Origin of the sequence: Nocardioides xinjiangensis (genome assembly GCF_017916385.1) — a bacterium.
GTDB lineage: Bacteria > Actinomycetota > Actinomycetes > Propionibacteriales > Nocardioidaceae > Nocardioides > Nocardioides xinjiangensis.
Genome location: NZ_JAFMSW010000002.1, coordinates 163,106 through 181,713 on the forward strand (window position 1 = coordinate 163,106; position 18,608 = coordinate 181,713).

General features: G+C 74.2%; 18 protein-coding genes. 1 reads left to right on the forward strand and 17 read right to left on the reverse strand.

What is annotated here, in order from left to right; all coding sequences use genetic code 11:
- Window positions 1-26 precede the first annotated feature (26 nt).
- From metK to J3P32_RS15695, 14 genes are all read right to left on the reverse strand, one after another.
- Complete coding sequence (gene metK, locus J3P32_RS15630; RefSeq protein ID WP_210440972.1) at window positions 27-1,229, reverse strand: methionine adenosyltransferase; 1,203 nt, start codon at window positions 1,227-1,229, stop codon at window positions 27-29.
- A gap of 71 nt (window positions 1,230-1,300) precedes the next feature.
- Window positions 1,301-2,518, reverse strand: a complete 1,218-nt coding sequence (gene coaBC / locus J3P32_RS15635) for a bifunctional phosphopantothenoylcysteine decarboxylase/phosphopantothenate--cysteine ligase CoaBC (RefSeq protein WP_210440973.1) — start codon at window positions 2,516-2,518, stop codon at window positions 1,301-1,303.
- A gap of 13 nt (window positions 2,519-2,531) precedes the next feature.
- A complete protein-coding gene (rpoZ, locus tag J3P32_RS15640; protein WP_210440974.1) occupies window positions 2,532-2,846 on the reverse strand; it encodes a DNA-directed RNA polymerase subunit omega in 315 nt (104 codons plus the stop codon).
- A gap of 15 nt (window positions 2,847-2,861) precedes the next feature.
- On the reverse strand, window positions 2,862-3,491 hold the full coding sequence (gmk, locus tag J3P32_RS15645; protein ID WP_307807875.1) for a guanylate kinase: 630 nt from the start codon (window positions 3,489-3,491) through the stop codon (window positions 2,862-2,864).
- The gene (mihF, locus tag J3P32_RS15650) at window positions 3,488-3,811 is read right to left on the reverse strand and encodes an integration host factor, actinobacterial type (RefSeq protein ID WP_179620612.1); all 324 of its coding nucleotides are present in this window, start codon (window positions 3,809-3,811) and stop codon (window positions 3,488-3,490) included. The genes gmk and mihF overlap by 4 nt, the downstream gene beginning before the upstream one ends.
- Window positions 3,812-3,998: 187 nt before the next feature.
- Window positions 3,999-4,463 carry a hypothetical protein gene (locus tag J3P32_RS15655; protein WP_210440975.1) on the reverse strand — a complete coding sequence of 155 codons (465 nt, stop codon included), beginning with the start codon at window positions 4,461-4,463 and terminating at the stop codon, window positions 3,999-4,001.
- The gene (pyrF, locus tag J3P32_RS15660) at window positions 4,460-5,284 is read right to left on the reverse strand and encodes an orotidine-5'-phosphate decarboxylase (RefSeq protein ID WP_210440976.1); all 825 of its coding nucleotides are present in this window, start codon (window positions 5,282-5,284) and stop codon (window positions 4,460-4,462) included. Before pyrF ends, J3P32_RS15655 begins: the two co-directional genes overlap by 4 nt.
- Entirely contained in the window at window positions 5,281-6,120 is an 840-nt protein-coding gene (locus J3P32_RS15665; protein ID WP_210440977.1) for a tRNA-dihydrouridine synthase, read from the reverse strand. Before J3P32_RS15665 ends, pyrF begins: the two co-directional genes overlap by 4 nt.
- An 8-nt stretch (window positions 6,121-6,128) precedes the next feature.
- A complete protein-coding gene (locus J3P32_RS15670) occupies window positions 6,129-6,950 on the reverse strand; it encodes an iron-sulfur cluster-binding protein (protein WP_210440978.1) in 822 nt (273 codons plus the stop codon).
- On the reverse strand, window positions 6,943-8,043 hold the full coding sequence (locus J3P32_RS15675; protein WP_210440979.1) for a quinone-dependent dihydroorotate dehydrogenase: 1,101 nt from the start codon (window positions 8,041-8,043) through the stop codon (window positions 6,943-6,945). The genes J3P32_RS15670 and J3P32_RS15675 overlap by 8 nt, the downstream gene beginning before the upstream one ends.
- A gap of 2 nt (window positions 8,044-8,045) precedes the next feature.
- Window positions 8,046-11,378: a carbamoyl-phosphate synthase large subunit gene (gene carB, locus J3P32_RS15680; protein WP_210440980.1), complete on the reverse strand. Its 3,333-nt coding sequence runs from the start codon at window positions 11,376-11,378 to the stop codon at window positions 8,046-8,048.
- Between the two features lies 1 nt (window position 11,379).
- A complete protein-coding gene (gene carA / locus J3P32_RS15685) occupies window positions 11,380-12,546 on the reverse strand; it encodes a glutamine-hydrolyzing carbamoyl-phosphate synthase small subunit (RefSeq protein WP_307861729.1) in 1,167 nt (388 codons plus the stop codon).
- A gap of 128 nt (window positions 12,547-12,674) precedes the next feature.
- Window positions 12,675-14,378, reverse strand: coding sequence for an ABC-F family ATP-binding cassette domain-containing protein (locus tag J3P32_RS15690; RefSeq protein WP_210440981.1), 1,704 nt, complete (start codon window positions 14,376-14,378; stop codon window positions 12,675-12,677).
- A gap of 190 nt (window positions 14,379-14,568) precedes the next feature.
- Window positions 14,569-15,036 (reverse strand): VOC family protein, encoded by a 468-nt coding sequence (locus J3P32_RS15695; RefSeq protein WP_210440982.1) that lies wholly within the window; start codon window positions 15,034-15,036, stop codon window positions 14,569-14,571.
- A 92-nt stretch (window positions 15,037-15,128) separates the two neighbouring features.
- Here J3P32_RS15695 and J3P32_RS15700 point away from each other — a divergent pair, with 92 nt between their 5' ends.
- Window positions 15,129-15,770: a DUF3060 domain-containing protein gene (locus tag J3P32_RS15700; RefSeq protein WP_210440983.1), complete on the forward strand. Its 642-nt coding sequence runs from the start codon at window positions 15,129-15,131 to the stop codon at window positions 15,768-15,770.
- Window positions 15,771-15,786: 16 nt separating this feature from the next.
- On the opposite strand, the gene J3P32_RS15705 is transcribed toward J3P32_RS15700, so the two are convergent.
- The 3 genes from J3P32_RS15705 to pyrR are packed head-to-tail and all read right to left on the reverse strand — an operon-like array spanning window position 15,787 to window position 18,583.
- Window positions 15,787-17,070 (reverse strand): dihydroorotase, encoded by a 1,284-nt coding sequence (locus tag J3P32_RS15705; RefSeq protein WP_246851232.1) that lies wholly within the window; start codon window positions 17,068-17,070, stop codon window positions 15,787-15,789.
- Window positions 17,070-18,008 (reverse strand): aspartate carbamoyltransferase catalytic subunit, encoded by a 939-nt coding sequence (locus J3P32_RS15710; protein WP_210440985.1) that lies wholly within the window; start codon window positions 18,006-18,008, stop codon window positions 17,070-17,072. The genes J3P32_RS15705 and J3P32_RS15710 overlap by 1 nt, the downstream gene beginning before the upstream one ends.
- Window positions 18,005-18,583, reverse strand: coding sequence for a bifunctional pyr operon transcriptional regulator/uracil phosphoribosyltransferase PyrR (gene pyrR, locus J3P32_RS15715; protein WP_210440986.1), 579 nt, complete (start codon window positions 18,581-18,583; stop codon window positions 18,005-18,007). Before pyrR ends, J3P32_RS15710 begins: the two co-directional genes overlap by 4 nt.
- Window positions 18,584-18,608 lie beyond the last annotated feature (25 nt).

The window sequence follows — 18,608 nt, forward strand, 5'->3', positions numbered from 1 at the left end:
CGGGAGGGACGACGGGCGGGAGCGGGTCAGACGCCGGCGGCGGCCTTCAGCTTCTCGGCGCGGTCGGTGCGCTCCCAGGTGAACTCCGGGAGCTCGCGGCCGAAGTGGCCGTAGGCCGACGTCTCGGCGTAGATCGGCCGGAGCAGCTCGAGGTCGCGGATGATCGCGGCCGGGCGGAGGTCGAAGACCTCGAGCACGGCGTCCTGGATCTTCTCGTCGGGCACGACCCCGGTGCCGAAGGTCTGGATGAACACGCCGACGGGGGCGGCCTTGCCGATCGCGTAGGCGACCTGCGCCTCGCAGCGCCGGGCCAGGCCGGCGGCCACGACGTTCTTGGCGACCCAGCGCATCGCGTAGGCGGCCGAGCGGTCGACCTTCGACGGGTCCTTGCCGGAGAACGCCCCGCCGCCGTGGCGGGCCATGCCGCCGTAGGTGTCGACGATGATCTTGCGACCGGTCAGGCCGGCGTCGCCCATCGGGCCGCCGATGACGAACGTGCCGGTGGGGTTGACGAGCATCCGGTAGCCCTCGGAGGGCAGGTCGAAGTCCGCGAGCACCGGGTCGATGACGTGCTGCTTGATGTCGGCCTCGAGCGTCGCGTGCTCGACGTCGGCGTCGTGCTGGGTGGACAGCACCACGGTGTCGATGCGCACCGGGCGGTCGTCCTCGTCGTACTCGATGGTGACCTGGGTCTTGCCGTCGGGACGGAGGTAGTCGAGCGTGCCGTCCTTGCGGACCCGGGTGAGGCGGGCGGCGAGCCGCTGGGCGATGGTGATCGGGAGCGGCATCAGCTCGGGCGTGTCGTCGCAGGCGTAGCCGAACATCAGCCCCTGGTCGCCGGCGCCGCGCTTGTCGAGCTCGTCGTCGGACTCGCCGACGCGGGACTCGTGGCCGGCGTCGACGCCGGCGGCGATGTCGCTGGACTGTGCGCCGATGGCGACCTGGACGCCGCACGTGTGGCCGTCGAAGCCCTTCTCCGAGGAGTCGTAGCCGATGTCGAGGATCGCCTTGCGGACGATGTCGGCCACCGGCGCGTAGGCGTTGGTGCGGACCTCGCCCGCCACCACGACGAGGCCCGTGGTCAGCAGCGTCTCCACCGCCACGCGCAGGTTGGCGGTGTCGGGGTCCTCGCGCATCAGGTGGTCGAGGACCGAGTCGCTGATGCGGTCGGCGATCTTGTCCGGGTGTCCCTCGGTCACGGACTCGGAGGTGAAGAGGCGTCCAGCCACGTTGCTCTCGATTCTTCTGCTCGAACGGTCGGTGGAAACGTACCTGTTGGCCAGCATCCGGGACACCGGTCTCAGTCGGCGAATCGCCGGGCGACCTCGTCCCAGATGATGTGTGCGAGCGCCGCCTTGCTGCCGCGGGCGACCTCGACGGCCGTTCCGTCGGCGCCCAGGATGACCGCCTCGTTGTCGGCGCTGCCGAAGACCGCTCCCCCGCTGACGTCGTTGACGACGAGCAGGTCGCACCCCTTGCGAGCCAGCTTGGCGCGACCGAGGTCGAGCACCGAGCCGGTGGCGTCACCGGTCTCGGCGGCGAAGCCCACGACCACGGAGCCGGACCGGGCCCGGTGGTGGGAGATCTCGGCCAGGACGTCGGGGTTCTGCTCCAGCTCGATCGCCGGCGCCGAGCCGTCGTCGGCCTTCTTGATCTTGGCGTCGCTGACCGCGGTCGGCCGGAAGTCGGCGGGCGCCGCCGCCATCACCACGGCGTCGGCGGTGGCCGTCGCGGCGACCACGGCCTCACGCAGCTGCTCGGTCGTCTCGACGCGTACGACGCTCGCGCCGGCGGGGTCGGGCAGCGACACGTTGGCGCTGACCAGGGTCACGTGCGCCCCCCGGGCGGCGGCCGCCCGAGCGAGGGCGTAGCCCTGCAGGCCCGAGGAGCGGTTGCCGAGGAAGCGCACGGGGTCGAGGTACTCGCGGGTGCCACCCGCCGACACGACGACCTTGCGGCCGGCGAGGTCCTGCGTCGCGTCGGCGCCGCGCTCGAGGACGCCGAGCACGAGCTCGAAGATCTCCGCGGGATCCGGCAGGCGGCCCTTGCCCGTGTCGGCGCCGGTCAGCCGCCCCTCGGCGGGCTCGACCACGACCGCCCCCCGCTTGCGCAGCGTGGCCACGTTGGCCTGGGTCGCGGGGTGCTCCCACATCTCGGTGTGCATCGCCGGGGCGAACACGACCGGGCAGCGCGCGGTGAGCAGGGTGTTCGCGAGCAGGTCGTCGGCCAGTCCGTGCGCGGCCCGGGCCAGCACGTCGGCGGTCGCCGGGGCGACCACCACCACGTCGGCGTGCTGGCCGATGTGGACGTGCGGCACGGCGTGCACGTCGGTCCAGACGTCGGTCGCCACCGGCTTGCCCGACAGGGCCGCCCACGTCGGCGCGCCGACGAACTCCAGCGCCGCAGCCGTGGGCACGACGGTGACGTCGTGGCCGGACTCGGTGAACCGGCGCAGCAGCTCACAGGCCTTGTAGGCCGCGATCCCGCCGGAGACGCCCAGGACGACCCGTGCGGTCATCGCGAGGCTCGCGTCACTCCGTGACGTCGCCGGCAGCGGCGGCCTCGGCGGCGGCGGCCTCGGCGGCGGGGTCGATGTCCTCGCAGGTCAGGAGGTCCTCGTTGATCTCGCGCAGCGCGATCGAGAGGGGCTTCTCCTGCACGTGGGTGTCGACCAGCGGGCCGACGTACTCCAGCAGGCCCTCGCCGAGCTGGGAGTAGTAGGCGTTGATCTGGCGCGCGCGCTGGGCGCTGTAGAGCACCAGCTTGTACTTGCTGTCGGTCTTGCTGAGCAGGTCGTCGATCGAGGGGTTGGTGACGCCCTCGGCGGCGATGGTGGGAGAAGCCACGGTGTGGGTGCCTCGCTAGTCAGAAGGGGGCTGGTCGGGATGACGCAGACCGGGTCCAACCATCAAGGCTACCAACTCGTCCGCAGCGGCGTGAACTTCGTGGTTGACGATGGTCACGTCGAACTCGCTCTCGGCGGCCAGCTCGTGGCGGGCCGTCTCCAGGCGGCGCTCGCGCTCGGCCTCGTCCTCGGTGCCGCGACCGACGAGGCGACGCACGAGCTCCTCCCACGACGGCGGCTTGAGGAAGACGAACAGCGCCTCGGGCATCGTCTCGCGCACCTGCCGGGCGCCCTGCAGGTCGATCTCGAGCATGGCCGGCTGCCCCGAGGCGAGGGCGAGGTCGACGGGGCCGCGGGGCGTGCCGTAGCGGGCCGCCCGGTGGACCACCGCCCACTCGAGCAGGTCGCCCTTCTCCACCATGGCGTCGAACTCCTCGTCGGAGACGAACCAGTAGTGGACGCCGTTCTCCTCGCCCGGCCGCGGGGCGCGCGTCGTGGCCGACACCGAGATCCAGACCTCGGGGTGCGTCTCGCGCACGGCGGCCGCGACGGTGCCCTTGCCGACGGCGGTGGGGCCGGCCAGGACGATCAGGCGGGAGCGTCCGCTCCGGGTGCCGGCGTCGGCGGGATGACCGGTCTCGATCACGATGCGTCGGGGCCGAACTCGCGCTCGAGCGCGGCGACCTGCTTGACGCCGAGCCCGCGCACGCGGCGGCTCTCGGCGATGCCCAGGCGCTCCATCACCTGGCGCGCGCGCACGCGGCCCAGGCCGGGGACCGACTGGAGGAGCTCGACGACCCGCATCTTGCCGATGACCTCGTTGGTCTGCCCCTCGTGCAGCACGTCGAGGATGGAGCCCCCCGAGTTCTTGAGGCGGTTCTTCACCTCGGCCCGCTCGCGTCGGGAGGCCGCAGCCTTGTCGAGGGCTGCCTGGCGCTGCTCGGGCGTCAGAGGGGGCAAGGCCACGGAGGCGGTCCTTCCGGGTCGTGGTTCCGGCTGGTCCGGACGGCGGTCCGGACCCTGGTCCGGACTCCCGTCCGCGACGGTCGTCCGTCGGACGTCCGGCTCAATCTAGTCAGGTCCTGCGGGGTCGGGCAATCGGGTCGTCGCGGTGTCCCGTGGACGTGACGTCGGCGACAGCGGCGCCCCCGCGCTAGCGCGACAGCGGCGTCCCGCAGACGTCGAGGGCGTGCTGCTCGACCGCCGCCATCGCCTCCACCGTGCGCTGGGCGCCCACGTCGCGGGCGGCCGCCTCGATCTCGTCGCGGGCCGCGTCGCCGAGGCCGGCCGGGGGCCTGGTGGCGGCGTACGTCGACGGGTCGACGTCGTGCTCCTCGAGGACCTCCCGCAACGCGTGCAGCGGCTCCACGACGGCCGCCCAGTCGTCCGCGACGTCACGCGGCGCGAGGGCTGCGAGGTCGTCGTAGGCGGCCAGGGCGTCGAACACGGCGGCCGCGTCGTCGGAGGCCGCGACCTCGGTGAGCTCCGCCTGGTGCTCCTCCACGGCGGCGCAGTAGGTCTCCTGCGGGTCATCCGAGCACCCGGCCAGCAGGAGGAGGGGCAGCAGGACGAGGGGCACCAGCGCGGCGCCCGCCGGGCGGCGGCGGGGCGGGGTCACGCTCCCAGGCCCCGCACGGCGTCGTTGCCGCGCAGGGCCGCGTCGCGCAGCGCCGTGACGTCGGGGCCGGCGCGCAGCACCTCGCGCGACGAGCTCGGCAGCGCCCACCGGGCAGCGGGGCCGAGGACGCGCACGAGGTCGTCGGCGGTGCCGCCCTGCGCGCCGTAGCCCGGAACCAGGAGCGGCCCGTTGACGTCGAGGTCCTCGACCGTCTCGCCGATCGTCGCGCCGACGACGGCGCCGAAGGAGCCGAGGGGCTCGGCGCCCGCGTTCGCGGTGCGCAGGTGGGCCAGGACCGTCCCCGCGACGGTGCCGTCGGCCGTGCGGGCGTGCTGCACCTCCGGGCCCTCCTTGTTCGAGGTGAGCGCGAGCACGAACAGCCCGCCGCCGTGGCGGCGGCACGCCTCGAGCATCGGGTCGAGCGACCCGAAGCCGAGGTAGGGGCTGGCCGTCAGGGCGTCCGAGGCCAGCGGCGAGGTGGGATCGAGGTAGGCCTGCGCGTAGGCCTCGCTGGTCGAGCCGATGTCCCCGCGCTTGGCGTCCATGATCACCAGCGCGCCGGCCGCCCGCGCCTCGGCGACCACCCGCTCGAGCACCGCGACGCCCGGGCTGCCGAATCGCTCGTAGAACGCGCTCTGCGGCTTCACCACGCCGACCACCGGGGCCACCGCCTCCACGACGGTGAGGGCGAAGCGCTCCAGCGACGCGACGTCGTCGGAGAGCCCCCACTGGTGCAGGAGCCCGGCGTGCGGGTCGATGCCCACGCAGAACCGTCCGCGCTCCTCGATGGCGTGGGCCAGGCGGGTGCCGAAGGGGGTCATGGGGTCTCCTCTGCTGCGGGCGGGTGGGCGGTCGGGCGCAGCGCGGCCCGCAGCCGCGCCACGGTGGTCGGGTCGTGCAGGAGCGCGGTGCCGACCTGGACCGCGGCCGCGCCGGCGTCGAGGTAGGCGGTCGCGGACGGCAGGTCGCGCACCCCGCCGCAGCCGATCACCGGGACGCCGGGCAGCGCCCGGTGCACCTCGGCGACGCAGCGCAGCGCGACCGGTGCGACGGCGGGGCCGCTCAGGCCGCCGGACCGGCCGTCGGGGAAGGCGGCGGGAACGGCGTTGCCGACCACCACGGCGCTGGCTCCCGCCTCGTGGCAGGAGCGGGCGCCCTCGACGACGCGGGACACGTCGGGGCGCAGCTTGACGAGCACCGGCCGGTCGGTGGGGAACTCGCGCCGGACCGCGGCGACCACGCCGGCCGCGTGGAACGGCTCGCGGACCGCGAGGAGGCCGGCGCCGTCCTCGTCGGGTGCGCCGACGTTGACCTCGAGCCCGGCGACGCCCGGCGCGCGGCTGAGGCGGCGGGCGAGGTCGGCGTACTCCCCCAGCGTCGAGCCGGCGACGGACACCACCACCCTCGCGCCCGCGCGCACCAGCCAGGGCAGCTCGGTCGCCAGGAAGTGCTCCAGGCCCGGGTTGGGCAGACCGACGGCGTTCACGAGGCCGCCGGGGACCTCGGCGATCCGCGGGCCCGGCCCGCCGGAGCGGGGGTCGAGCGTAATCGACCGGGTGACGAAGTCGAGGCCGTCGAGGCCCTCGGGGCCGGCGTACGGCTCGAGCTCGCGACCGGTGCCGCCACAGCCGGCGGCGACCATGACCGGCCCAGGCACGCGGGCGCTCACAGGGCGTCCCAGCGCACGCGGTCGCCGCGGACGACGGGTCCCTCAGCACAGGCACGAACCACGCGGTCGACGCCGTCCTCGCCGACGACGGGCAGCGGACAGCCGTGGCAGAGCCCGGTGCCGCAAGCGGTGGGCACCTCCACCGCCACCTGGCTCCAGGCCCCGGCCCGCTCGGCCGCTGCCGCGGCACCGGCCAGGACGGCCGCGGGTCCCGCGGCGTAGACGACGTCGGCGTCGCTGCGCTCGACGAGCTCGTCGAGGTGGTCGGCGACGTGGCCGCGCCGGCCGACCGACCCGTCGGCGGTCAGCACCGTGACGGACCGGACCCAGCGCCGGGCCTCGAGCGCCGAGAGCAGGTGCGACTCGTCGGGGGCCGAGACCACGAGCGACACCGAGCAGCCGCGCTCGCGCAGCCGCTCGGCGAGGGGGAAGAGGGGTGCCGCGGCGTAGCCCTCGCCGACGAGCAGGCACGACACGGCGTCCCGGGGTAGCGCGAAGGGACGCCCGAGGGGGCCGGTGAGGGTGACCTTGGCGCCGACGGGCAGGGCGGCCAGCCACGCGGTGCCGCTCCCCCGCACCTCGACGACGACGTCGAGGGTGGGGCCGAAGGCGCTCGACGCCCGGACGCGGTGCACCCACAGGGCACGGCGGGCCACGTGCCCGGCGACGGTGACCGCGACGAAGCTGCCGGCGCGGAACCGCTCGGGGACGCCCGGCGCCGTGAGGGTGAGGTGACGGTAGGCCCCGACGCGCTTGCTGGCGACCACCTCGCCGTCGACGTGCACCGGGCCGGGAGCGCGGCCCCGCTCCTCAGCCATCCGCAGCGAGTCCCCGCACGATGCGCCGGGGCCACAGCGGCCCCTCGTAGACGAAGGCCGTGTAGCCCTGCAGCAGGTCGGCTCCCGCGGCGAGCCGGCGCCGGGCGTCGTCGACCGTCGTGATGCCACCGACGCCGACGAGGGTCAGGTCGGGCCCGACCCGCTCGCGCAGCATGCGCAGCACCGCCTCGGAACGCTCCGTGAGCGGGCGCCCGCTGAGTCCCCCCGCGCCGACCTCCGCGACCCGCGCGGCCGGGGTCGCGAGGCCGGCGCGGCCGATGGTGGTGTTGGTGGCGATGATGCCGTCGAGGCCGCTGGCCAGCGCGAGGTCGGCGACGGCCGCGACGTCCTCGTCGCCCAGGTCGGGCGCGATCTTCACCAGCAGCGGGACGCGGTGGTCGGGACGCACCTCGTCGGCGCGCCGGCGTACGGCGGCCAGCAGCGGCTCCAGCTTCTCGACCGCCTGCAGGTTGCGCAGTCCCGGCGTGTTGGGCGAGGACACGTTGACGACGAGGTAGTCGGCGTGGGGCGCCACCAGCCCCGCGGACTTCTCGTAGTCGCGGGCGGCGTCGTCCTCCGGCACGACCTTCGACTTGCCGATGTTGACGCCCAGGATGGGCGGACCGAGGAACGAGGTCCGGCCATCCTGCGAAGCGGCCTCAGCCACCGGGGGGTTCGCCGTGCGCCATCGACGGAGGCGCCGCGCGACCACCTCGGCGCCGTCGTTGTTGAAGCCCATGCGGTTGACGATCGCCCGGTCCGCGGTGAGCCGGAACAGCCGCGGACGCGGGTTGCCGGGCTGCGGCTCGCCGGTCACGGTGCCGACCTCCACGTGCCCGAACCCCAGCGCGGCGAGGCCGTCGATGCCCACGGCGTTCTTGTCGAAGCCCGCGGCCAGGCCGAGGGGGTGCGGGAAGCTCAGCCCCAGCGCCCGGACCGGTGCGCCCACGTGCGCGCGCCCTTCGTGCCGGGTTCCGAGCAGCCGGCTCGTGACGGGCGCGGCCGCCCGGATCGCCCGGAACGCCGCGTGGTGCGCACGCTCGGGGTCGACCCGGGTGAGCGCGTGCTCGAAGAGGAGGTCGTAGGCGCGCACGGTCAGGCCCGGTCGGCCGACGAGGCGGCGGCCAGCGCCGCCCAGTCCTGCAGCGACCGCACCCCGATCTCCCCGCGACGCATCGCCTCGAGCCCCTGCACCGCGGCGCCGAGGCCCTGGATGGTGGTGATGCACGGGATGTCGGTGATCACCGCCGCCGTGCGGATGTCGTAGCCGTCGGCACGCGGCGAGCCGCCGCTGGTGGCGCCGTGGGGCGTGTTGATCACCAGGTCGACCTCGCGGTTGCGGATGCGCCCCACGATCGTCGGCTCGCCGTCGGGGCCCTCCCCCTCCGACTGCTTGCGCACCACCGTGGCCTCCACGCCGTTGCGGCGCAGCACCTCGGCCGTGCCGGCGGTGGCGAGGATCTCGAAGCCCATGTCGGCGATCTGCTTGACCGGGAAGATCATGTGGCGCTTGTCGCGGTTGGCGACCGAGACGAACACCTTCCCCGCCAGCGGCAGCGAGCCGTAGGCGGCGGCCTGCGCCTTGGCGAACGCGGTGCCGAAGAAGGCGTCGAATCCCATGACCTCGCCCGTCGAGCGCATCTCGGGGCCGAGCAGCGCGTCGACGGTGCGGCCGTCGGCGGTCTTGAAGCGGTCGAACGGCATGACCGCCTCCTTGACCGCGATCGGCGAGCCGTCGCGCAGGTGCCCGCCGTCGCCCTCGGCGGGGAGCACCCCGGCGGCCCGGAGGTCCGCGATGGACTCGCCGAGCATCACCCGGGCGGCGGCCTTGGCGAGCGGCGTGGCGGTGGCCTTGGACACGAACGGCACGGTCCGCGACGCGCGCGGGTTGGCCTCGAGCACGTAGAGCACGTCGGAGGCGAGGGCGTACTGGATGTTGAGCAGCCCGCGCACGCCGAGCCCCCGGGCGATGGCCTCCGTCGAGCGGCGGATCCGGTCGATCTCCTCGCGGCCGAGGGTGATCGGCGGCAGCGCGCAGGACGAGTCGCCGGAGTGGATGCCGGCCTCCTCGATGTGCTCCATCACGCCGCCGAGGAACAGCTCCTCGCCGTCGAAGAGCCCGTCGACGTCGATCTCCACCGCGTCGTCGAGGAACCGGTCGACCAGCACCGGCTGCCTCTCGCTGATCAGGCCGTTGGCGACGTACTTCTCGAGGTAGGCCTCCAGGGCGGTGTCGTCGTAGACGATCTCCATGCCGCGCCCGCCGAGCACGTAGGACGGCCGCACCAGCACCGGGTAGCCGATCTCGTGGGCGATGCGCTGCGCCTGGGGGTACGACGTCGCGGTGCCGTGCTTGGGCGCCGGGAGTCCGGCGTCGGCCAGCACGCGGCCGAAGGCGCCGCGCTCCTCGGCGAGGTGGATCGCCTCGGGGGTGGTGCCGACGATCGGCACGCCCGCGTCGGCGAGGCCCTGGGCGAGGCCGAGCGGCGTCTGGCCGCCGAGCTGGCACACGACCCCGGCGACCGGACCCGCCTGCTGCTCGGCGTGGACGATCTCGAGGACGTCCTCGAGGGTCAGCGGCTCGAAGTAGAGCCGGTCGGAGGTGTCGTAGTCGGTGCTGACCGTCTCCGGGTTGCAGTTGACCATGATGGTCTCGTAGCCGGCCTCGGCCAGCGCGAGCGAGGCGTGCACGCAGCTGTAGTCGAACTCGATGCCCTGACCGATGCGGTTGGGCCCGGAGCCCAGGATGATCACGGCCTCCTTGCCGTCGGCCCGCGGCTGCACCTCGGTCTCCTCGTCGTAGGAGGAGTAGTGGTACGGCGTGCGCGCGGCGAACTCGGCGGCGCAGGTGTCGACGGTCTTGAAGACCGGCCGGATGCCCAGGGCGTGCCGGACCCCGCGGACGACGTCGGCGCTCAGGCCGCGGATCTTGCCGATCTGCTCGTCGGAGAACCCGTGGCGCTTGGCCAGCCGCAGCAGCTCGGGGGTGAGCTCGGTGGCCGCGATGAGCCGGCCGGCGACCTCGTTGATGAGCGCGAGCTGGTCGACGAACCACGGGTCGATGCTCGTGGCCTCGAAGACCTCTTCCGGCGTGGCGCCGGCGCGGATGGCGTCCATGACCTTGCGCAGCCGCCCGTCGTGCGGCACCCGCACCTCGTCGAGCAGCGCGGCCTTGTCGAGCTCGACGTGCTCCTTGTGCCAGTCGAAGGGCGCGTGCTTGCTCTCCAGCGAGCGCAGCGCCTTCTGCAGCGCCTCGGTGAAGTTGCGGCCGATCGCCATCGCCTCGCCCACGGACTTCATGTGGGTGGTCAGCGTGGGGTCGGCCTCGGGGAACTTCTCGAAGGCGAACCGCGGCACCTTGACCACGACGTAGTCGAGCGTCGGCTCGAAGGACGCCGGCGTCTCCTGGGTGATGTCGTTGCGGATCTCGTCGAGGGTGTAGCCGATCGCGACCTTGGCGGCGATCTTCGCGATCGGGAAGCCCGTGGCCTTCGAGGCCAGGGCCGAGGACCGGGAGACGCGCGGGTTCATCTCGATGACGATCAGGCGCCCGTCGGCCGGGTTCACGGCGTACTGGATGTTGCAGCCGCCCGTGTCGACGCCGACGGCGCGGATGATGCCGATCGCGAGGTCGCGCATCTTCTGGTACTCGCGGTCGGTGAGCGTCATCGCCGGCGCGACCGTGATCGAGTCGCCGGTGTGCACCCCCATCGGGTCGAGGTTCTCGATCGAGCAGACGATCACGCTGTTGTCGGCGCGGTCGCGCATGACCTCGAGCTCGTACTCCTTCCAGCCGAGGATCGACTCCTCGAGGAGCACCTCGGTGGTCGGGCTGGCGGCGAGGCCGGCGCCGCCGATGCGGCGCAGGTCGGCCTCGTCGTAGGCCATGCCGGAGCCGGTGCCGCCCATGGTGAACGACGGGCGGACCACCATGGGGTAGCCGAGCTCGTCGGCGGCGGCGAGCAGGTCGTCCACCGAGTGGCAGATGACGCTGCGGGCGGACTCGCCACCGAGCTGCTCGACGATCTTCTTGAACTGCTGGCGGTTCTCGCCGCGCTCGATCGCTTCGATGGAGGCGCCGATGAGCTCCACGCCGTACTTCTCGAGCACCCCGGCGCGGTCGAGCGCCATCGCGCAGTTCAGCGCGGTCTGCCCGCCGAGCGTGGCGAGCAGGGCGTCGGGGCGCTCCTTGGCGATGACCTTCTCGACGTAGTCGGGAGTGATGGGCTCGACGTAGGTGGCGTCGGCGAACTCCGGGTCGGTCATGATCGTGGCCGGGTTGGAGTTGACGAGGACGACGCGCAGGCCCTCCTGGCGCAGCACCCGGCACGCCTGGGTGCCGGAGTAGTCGAACTCCGCGGCCTGGCCGATGATGATCGGCCCCGAGCCGATGACGAGCACGCTCTGGATGTCGGTGCGCTTGGGCATCTCAGGCCTCCGTCCCTGCGCCGGTGCGGGCCCGGTCGGACATCAGGTCCCCGAACCGGTCGAAGAGGTACGCCGCGTCGTGCGGGCCGGCGGCGGCCTCCGGGTGGTACTGCACGGAGAACGACCGCAGCCGCCCGTCGCCGTCGCGCAGCTCGAGCCCCTCGACGACGTCGTCGTTGAGGCAGACGTGGCTGACCGACGCGTCACCGAACTCGGTGGCAGTGGCGCCCTCGAGGGGCGCGTCGACGGCGAAGCCGTGGTTGTGCGCGGTGACCTCGACCTTGCCGGTCGTGCGGTCCATCACCGGCTGGTTGATGCCGCGGTGGCCGTACTTGAGCTTGTAGGTGCCGAACCCCAGGGCGCGCCCGAACAGCTGGTTGCCGAAGCAGATGCCGAAGTACGGGATGCCGGCGCGCAGCGCGTCCTGCAGCAGCTCGACCTGGCGGGTGGTGGCGGCGGGGTCGCCCGGGCCGTTGGAGAAGAACAGCCCGTCGGCGCCCGTGGCCCGGACCTCGTCGAGCGTGGCGGTGGCGGGCAGCACGTGCACCTCCATCCCCCGCTCGCTCATCATCCGCGGGGTGTTGGCCTTGATGCCGAGGTCGACGGCGGCCACGGTGAAGCGCTTCTCGCCCTGCGCCGGGACGACGTACGCCTCGGCGGTGGTGACGGCCTCGCTGAGGTTCGCGCCGCTCATCGCGGCGGCGTCCCGGACGCGCTCGAGCAGGCGCTCGGGGTCAGTCTCGACCGTCGAGATGCCGACGCGCATCGCGCCGCGCTCGCGCAGGTGGCGGGTCAGCGCGCGGGTGTCGACGCCGCTGATGCCCACGACGCCCTGCTCGCGCAGGTCGTCGGCCAGCGTGCGGGCGCTGCGCCAGTTCGACGGCACGCGCGCGGGGTCGCGGACGACGTAGCCGGCGACCCAGATGCGCGAGGACTCGCGGTCCTCGTCGTTCATGCCGGTGTTGCCGACGTGCGGGGCGGTCATCACGACGACCTGGCGGTGGTAGCTGGGGTCGGTCAGGGTCTCCTGGTAGCCGGACATGCCGGTGGAGAAGACCGCTTCGCCGAAGGTCTCGCCCTCAGCGCCGAAGGACTCACCGCGGAAGGTGCGACCGTCCTCCAGGACGAGCAGCGCGGGAGCGGGCAGATCGTGGGCAGGCGGTGCCACGCCGTACCTCCTTCTCCGCCTCACGGGACGGATCGTTAAAGGATGTTCGAGCGGCCCCGACCCTACCAGCGGGCGGCCCCCACGACGCCATCGCGTCCACCGGGTGTCCCGGCCGGACCGGCCGCGCGTCACCACGGCCGCAGCGCGAGCTCCGGCCCGTCCCACCGGCGGCGCAGCCACCGGTCGTGGGAGGCCAGCACGACACCGCCCGGCGACGTGGCCAGCGCCTCCTCGAGCTCGCCGGCGAGGGCGAGCGAGACGTGGTTCGTGGGCTCGTCGAGGAGCAGCAGGTCCGGCCCGGCGGCGATGGCCACGGCGAGCCCGAGGCGGCGCCGCTGGCCGACGGAGAGGCCGCCGACGGGCGTGCGGTGGTCACGGGGGTGCAGCAGGCCCAGCTCGCGGAGCGCCGGGGCGTCGGGCAGTCCTCGGACCGCGTCGTCGTACGTCGCCGCCGCCGAGCGCGCCGGGTCCACGACGTCCGGGTCCTGGGTGAGCTCGCGGACGGTGCGCGCCGAGACCTCGACCGCGCCGGCGGTGGCCGTCAGCCGCCCCGACAGGACGCCGAGCAGCGTGGACTTCCCGGCGCCGTTGGGGCCGGTCACCAGGAGGTGCTCCCCCGCTGCCACGTCGAGCCGGTCCAGGCGGAGCCGGCCGGCCACCTCGAGGTCGCGCGCCCGGACCAGCGGCCCGACGGACGCGGACGCGGGGCCGGCCGTCAGGCGGGCGCGGAAGGTCAGTAGCGCCGGCGGCTTGGGCACCTGCTCGCGCTCGGCCGCCTCCAGCCGGCGCTGGGCGTCGCGCTTGCGCCGCGCCAAGGTCTGCTCGACCCGCGCGCCCTTGAACGCGTGGACGAACTTGTCCCCGTCGGTCGGGCCGCGGCCGTGCGCGACCGCGCCCGTCCCGATCCGGGTGGCCGCGCGGAGCCGGGCGATCTCGTCCTGCTGCTCGGCGTACGTCTCCTCCCACCGGCGGCGGGCGTCCGCCCTGGCGGCCTCGTACGCGCTCCACCCTCCGCCGAAGCGCCGGCCGCCGCTGCCGTCGGTCCCCAGCGCCCCGGCGTCGAGGTCCACGAGGTCGGTGCAGACGTCGTCCAGCAGGACGCGGTCGTGGCTGGCCAGGACGACCACCCCGGGCAGGTCCTGCAGGAAGCCGGTGAGGACCTCGATCGCGTCGTCGTCGAGGTGGTTGGTCGGCTCGTCGAGGAGCAGGCAGGTCGGCCGGGTCGTCATGATGGTGGCCAGGGCGAGCCGCGTGCGCTGGCCGCCGGAGAGGGTGCCGACGACGCGGTCGGCGTCGAGACCGTCGAGCCCCAGGCGCGCGGCGGCCAGGGCGGCGCGACGGTCCGCGTCCCAGGCGTCGTGCGCGAGCGCCAGCTCCAGCGCCCGCCCGTACGCCGCGTCCCCGTCCTCCCTGCCGACGTGGCCGGCGAGCCGCTCGACGTCGGCGACGGCGGCGCGCAGGGGCGCCAGCGCCATCGAGAGCACGTCGGCGACGCTGGCGGTGTCGGCGAAGGGGGGCTCCTGCCCGAGCAGCACCAGGTCGTCGGGGGCGCTGACGGTGCCCGAGGTGCGGGCCCGTGCCGGCAGCCGGCCGGCCACGGCGCGCAGCAGGGTCGACTTGCCGGCACCGTTCTCGCCGACGAGGCCGATGCGGCGCCCGGGCCGGGCGAGCAGGTCGACGCCGGTCAGGACGGTCCGGTCGGGATAGCCGACCGACAGCCCGCTGACGACGAGCGGGGCGAGCGTCCCGGACGAGCGGGTGCCGGACGAGCGGGTGCCGGACGAGCGGGTGCCGGACGGGCGGGAACCGGAGGGTGTGGTGCGTGCAGCCATGGGAGGTCCTCGAAGGAGCTCGGAGGAGCTGGAGGCTCGCCGGGCATGTCGGGCGCGATGATGCGCCGCCGCGGACGCGAGTCGGGTCAGTCCTGGATCCACATGGTGCGACGAGCCTAGGACGTGCGGGCGGCGTCGCCAACCGGTTTTCCGACCGGGCGGCCCCAGCCGCGGCGTCCCGGCAGGGAGCTCAGGCCACGAAGACGCAGAACACGTGCCCCTCCGGGCTGGCGTAGGCGCGCAGCGGCTCGTCGGGGTCGTCGGTGCGGTCGAGCCGCTCCTCGCCGCCCAGTGACAGGACGCGCTCGTGCACCGCGTCGAGCGCCGACCGGGAGGGCACGGTCGTGTCGAGGTGCGACACCGACGGATGGCCCGGCTCGGGCCACCGGCTCTCCGGCAGCCGCTCCACGCGCTGGAGCGCCAGGCAGTGGCGTCCGTCGGGGTGGGTCAGCACCAGCCAGTCCGCGTCGTCCGCGCCGTCCGGGACCTCGTCGCCCGACCGGTAGGCCAGCCCCAGCAGCTCGCGCCAGAACTCGGCCTCGCGGCGTACGTCGACCGCGTCGAGCACGGTGTGCAGCAGCTGCGGGACGGCCGGCGGGAAGTCGAGGTGCTCCGCGGAGGGGTCGGCGGGCGGAGGGGAGCTCGGGTCGGCGGCCATGGCCCGACCCTACGGCCACGACCACAGCCGGCACCTCGGCGCGTGTGACGTGGGACACGGCGCGGCCCACGGATCCTGCGTACTGTCGGTATGTGACTCTTCGCCGCTCCCTCTCCAGCGCCCTGATCGCCCTCTGTGCCGCCGTCGGCACGAGCGCCGTGCCGGCGCAGGCCGCCGGCTTCGCCGTCCCCGTGCAGTGCGAGGTCGGCACCGAGACGGTCCTGTCCTGGGACGACGTGGCCTACGACCTGCGCGGCACGTGCGGGGTCGTGCGCGTCACGGCCGACCGGGCGCGCGTGACGCTGCCGGCTGCCACGCGGCTGGTCGTCGAGGGGGCCGACAACACCGTCACCGCGAAGCCGGTCTACGACGTCGAAGTGACGGGGGCCGGGAACACGCTCACCGTCCCCAGCGTGCGCTCGCTGGTCCTGACCGGGCCGGGGTCGAGCGTCACGGTGGCCGGGCTCGTCGAGCGCGCCGAGCTGGCCGGCGGCTCCGCCATGCTGGGCGCCGACACGATCAACGCGCTGCGGATGCGCGGCACGGACACGGTGACGGCACGCGAGGCCGTCCGCACCCGCGTCACCGGGTCGGGCAACACCCTCCGCCTGCGACGCGCCGACCGGCTGGTGCTCACCGGCGACCGCAACGCGGTGGTCGTGGAGCGCGGCCGCACCACGCTTCGCGACCGCGGCGAGGACAACCTGCTCGACCTCCGCCCCCGCAGGCGCTGACGGCCGGCAGCGCCGGTCAGGCCAGGGCGCCGTCGCGGACGGTGACCCGGCCGCCGTAGACGGTGTGGACGACCCGCGAGGCGAGGCTGCGGCCGTGCCAGGGGTTGTTGCGCGAGAGCGACGCCGACGCGTCGCGGTCAACGGTCACCGACGCGTCCGGGTCGACCAAGACGACGTGCGCGGGCGAGCCGACCGCGAGCGGCCGGCCCTGGTCCGCCAGGCCGGCGATGCGGGCCGGCGCGACGGACATGATCCGCGCGACGTCGGCCCACGACAGCTCGGGCAGCGCGGTCCGCACGACACCCAGCGCCGTCTCGATGCCGAGCATCCCGAACGCCGCGTCGACGAACGCGTGCTCCTTGTCGTGGCGCGCGTGCGGCGCGTGGTCGGTGGCGACCGCGTCGATCGTGCCGTCGACCAGCGCCTCGCGGAGGGCGTCGACGTCCTCCTGGGGCCGCAGGGGCGGGTTGACCTTGTACGTCGGGTCGTAGCCGGTGAGCAGGTCGGTGGTCAGCAGGAGGTGGTGCGGGGTCACCTCGGCGGTGACGTCCCAGTGCCCGTCCCGCCGCGCCTGCGCCTTCGCCCAGCGCAGCACCTCGACCGACCCGGCGGTCGACACGTGGGCGACGTGGACGCGCGAGCCGGTGTGCCGCGCCAGCATCACGTCGCGTGCCACCACGACCTCCTCGGCGATGCCGGGCCAGCCCGGCAGCCCCAGCCGGCCGGACAGCTCGCCCTCGTGGCAGCAGGCAGCGGGGCCCGCGAGCGTCGGGTCCTGGGAGTGCTGGGAGACGACGCCGCCGAACGCCTTGACGTACTCCAGCGCACGTCGCATCACGCGGGCGTCGTGCACGCACCGCCCGTCGTCGGAGAAGACCGTCACCCGGGCCCGCGAGCGGTGCATCAACCCGAGCTCGGCGAGCTCCTCGCCGGCGAGGCCGCGGGTCACGGCCCCGACGGGCTGGACGTGCACCAGCCCGGCCTCGCGCCCGAGCTCCCAGACGCGGGTCGCGGCCTCGGCGGTGTCGGTGACCGGTGAGGTGTTGGCCATGGCCAGCACCGCCGTGTAGCCGCCCAGCGCCGCCGCCTGCGACCCCGTGAGGATGGTCTCGGCGTCCTCGCGGCCCGGCTCGCGCAGGTGGGTGTGCAGGTCGACGAGCCCCGGCAGGGCGACCAGGCCGTCGGCGTCGAGGGTCTCCGCACCGGCGGGCGCGGCGTCGACGAACGTGCCCGTGTCGTCGACGTGGAGGTCGGCGGTCCCCTCACCGAGCAGCGAGGCTCCCTTGATCACCAGCGACATCAGGCGACTCCTCCTTGGAGCTCTCCGGCGAGCAGGTGGTAGAGCACGGCCATGCGGACGGCCAGGCCGCTGGAGACCTGCTCGAGCACCACCGACTGCGCGGCGTCCGCCGCGTCGGCGGCGATCTCCAGGCCGCGGTTCATCGGCCCGGGGTGGCAGATCGGCACGTCGGGCTTGAGCAGCGCGAGGCGGCCGCGCGTCAGCCCGTAGCCGACGGTGTACTCGCGAGCGCTCGGGAAGTAGGCGCCGGACATGCGCTCGCGCTGGACGCGCAGCATCATCACGGCGTCCGCGTCGGGCAGCACCGCGTCCACGTCGTACGACGTCTCGAAGCCCGCTGCAGCCGACCACGCCGCGATGCCGCTCGGCATCAGCGTCGGCGGCGCGACGACGGTGACGCGGGCGCCGAGGCGGGTCAGGCACTGCACGTTGGAGCGGAACACCCTGCTGTGGGTGAGGTCGCCGATGATCGCGACGTGGCGGCCCTCGAGCGAGCCGAGGTGCCGCTGGAGGGTGTACGCGTCGAGCAGCGCCTGCGTCGGGTGCTCGTGGGTGCCGTCGCCGGCGTTGACCACCGAGGCGTCGACCCACTGGCTGACCTGGACCGCGGCGCCGCTCGCGGGGTGCCGGATGACGAGGCCGTCCACGGCCATCGCGCAGACCGTCAGCACGGTGTCGCGCAGGCTCTCGCCCTTGGAGGTGCTCGATCCCTTCGCGCTGACGTTGATGACGTCGGCGGAGAGCCACTTGCCGGCGATCTCGAACGACGAGCGCGTGCGGGTGGAGTCCTCGAAGAACATGTTGACGATCGTCCGGCCGCGCAGCGCCGGGAGCTTCTTGACCTCCCGGCTCTGCACGTCGTGCATGTCCGCCGCGGTCTCGAACAGCTGGAGGATCTCGTCGGTCGACAGGTCGTCGACGGAGAGCAGGTGCTTCACGAGATCGTCACCTCGTCGGTGCCGTCGACCTCGCTGAGCCGGACGCTCACGCGCTCGGCGAGGGCGCTGGGCAGGTTCTTGCCGACGTGGTCGGCACGGATCGGCAGCTCCCGGTGGCCGCGGTCGACGAGCACCGCGAGGCGGACCGCCGACGGGCGGCCGAGGTCGGCGAGCGCGTCGAGGGCGGCCCGGATGGTGCGGCCGGAGAAGAGCACGTCGTCGACGAGGACCACGACCTTGCGGTCGATCCCGCCCGGGGGCAGCGCGGTCTTGTGGGCGCGCCGGGTGGGCTGCGACCGCAGGTCGTCGCGGTACAGCGTCACGTCGAGCTCGCCCACGGCCACGGGAGCGCCCTCGACCGTCGCGATCTTGTCCGCGATGCGCCGCGCGAGCGGCACGCCCCGGGTGTGGAGGCCGAGGAGCACCAGGTCGGTGGCGCCCTTGTTGCGCTCGAGCAGCTCGTGCGAGATCCGGGTCAGCGCCCGGGAGATGTCGCGACCGTCGAGGACGGTGCGGTCGGCCCGGTCCGGCTGCTGGCCGGTGGGGACGGTGACGGCTTCTTCGGGGGCAGGCATCTGCGCGCCGGACCTCCTTCTCCGC

What these genes read in the sequence shown, in the direction of transcription:
- coaBC (WP_210440973.1), bottom strand. Translation starts at nt 2,518, where the DNA reads ATGACCGCACGGGTCGTCCTGGGCGTCTCCGGCGGGATCGCGGCCTAC.
- pyrF (WP_210440976.1), bottom strand. Translation starts at nt 5,284, where the DNA reads ATGACCCCCTTCGGCACCCGCCTGGCCCACGCCATCGAGGAGCGCGGA.
- J3P32_RS15670 (WP_210440978.1), bottom strand. Translation starts at nt 6,950, where the DNA reads ATGGCTGAGGAGCGGGGCCGCGCTCCCGGCCCGGTGCACGTCGACGGC.
- carB (WP_210440980.1), bottom strand. Translation starts at nt 11,378, where the DNA reads ATGCCCAAGCGCACCGACATCCAGAGCGTGCTCGTCATCGGCTCGGGG.
- J3P32_RS15690 (WP_210440981.1), bottom strand. Translation starts at nt 14,378, where the DNA reads ATGGCTGCACGCACCACACCCTCCGGTTCCCGCCCGTCCGGCACCCGC.
- J3P32_RS15695 (WP_210440982.1), bottom strand. Translation starts at nt 15,036, where the DNA reads ATGGCCGCCGACCCGAGCTCCCCTCCGCCCGCCGACCCCTCCGCGGAG.
- J3P32_RS15705 (WP_246851232.1), bottom strand. Translation starts at nt 17,070, where the DNA reads ATGTCGCTGGTGATCAAGGGAGCCTCGCTGCTCGGTGAGGGGACCGCC.
- pyrR (WP_210440986.1), bottom strand. Translation starts at nt 18,583, where the DNA reads ATGCCTGCCCCCGAAGAAGCCGTCACCGTCCCCACCGGCCAGCAGCCG.